The 826-nt window shown below is 65.0% G+C and carries 1 protein-coding gene and 1 pseudogene; one reads left to right on the forward strand and one right to left on the reverse strand.

Annotation, left to right across the window (positions count from 1 at the left end):
- Positions 1-521 (forward strand): annotated as a pseudogene (locus F6X40_RS41600) (cytochrome c biogenesis protein DipZ); the annotation flags it as partial.
- On the opposite strand, the gene F6X40_RS42030 reads toward F6X40_RS41600, so the two are convergent.
- The coding region (locus tag F6X40_RS42030) for a hypothetical protein (RefSeq protein WP_222946321.1) at positions 508-826 on the reverse strand (319 nt) is incomplete at its 5' end. The pseudogene F6X40_RS41600 and the gene F6X40_RS42030 sit on opposite strands and share 14 nt — an antisense overlap.

Consider the following 826-nt stretch of genomic DNA (forward strand, 5'->3'; position numbering starts at 1 on the left):
AGAAGGACCTGCCGGGTGGCTACGTGCAACCGAACGCGCAGGGCGCACAGGCCGCCGCCGGCTCAGGCGATGCCAGTCGCTCGCCGGAAACCTACGTCGGCTACGCACGCGCGCAGAACTTCGCCGGTGGCCCGGTGGCGCAGGACGAGACTGCCACGTATCACGCGCCCTCGACCCTGACGGCCAACCAGTGGGGGCTCGACGGGCGCTGGTTGGTTAGCGACGAAAGTGCCCGGCTTGACAGCCCTAACGGACGCATTGTTTATCGCTTCCGTGGCCGTGACCTGCATCTGGTGCTGGGGCCCGGCCGCGACGGCCAGCCCGTGCGCTTTCGCGTGCTGATCGACAACGAGGCGCCGGGCGCCGACCGCGGCGCGGACATCGATGCGTATGGCAACGGCACGGTCACCGGGCAGCGCCTCTACCAGCTCGTGCGGCAGGCCAACGGCAGCGGCGAACGCACCTTCGAGATCACCTTCCTGGCGCCTGGCGTGCTGGCTTACGCGTTCACGTTCGGCTGAGTCCCACCGTTGCCCAATGCCCGTCTCTATGCACCAACGCCGTCACGCATGCGACTGCAGGCCGAATGGCCGTATTCTGAGTCGAGCCGATGATTGATCGTCCGGGCCAACCCGCCAGCCCGTGACCGTTCATGGCCGATAGCACCAGTTCAATGAACGTTCCGAAGAACTGCCGTTGAAACTTCAACGGCGGCTTAGGGGCGGCCTCTGTGAGCGAGTACAGTCGGCCATTTAGGAGTCGATCAAAGCGATAGAGTGAGCGACCGATAATCGCGCTGCTGCGGACATTGAAATCACGCGAAGTC

The organism is Paraburkholderia sp. UCT31 (assembly GCF_014397655.1).
GTDB lineage: Bacteria > Pseudomonadota > Gammaproteobacteria > Burkholderiales > Burkholderiaceae > Paraburkholderia > Paraburkholderia tuberum.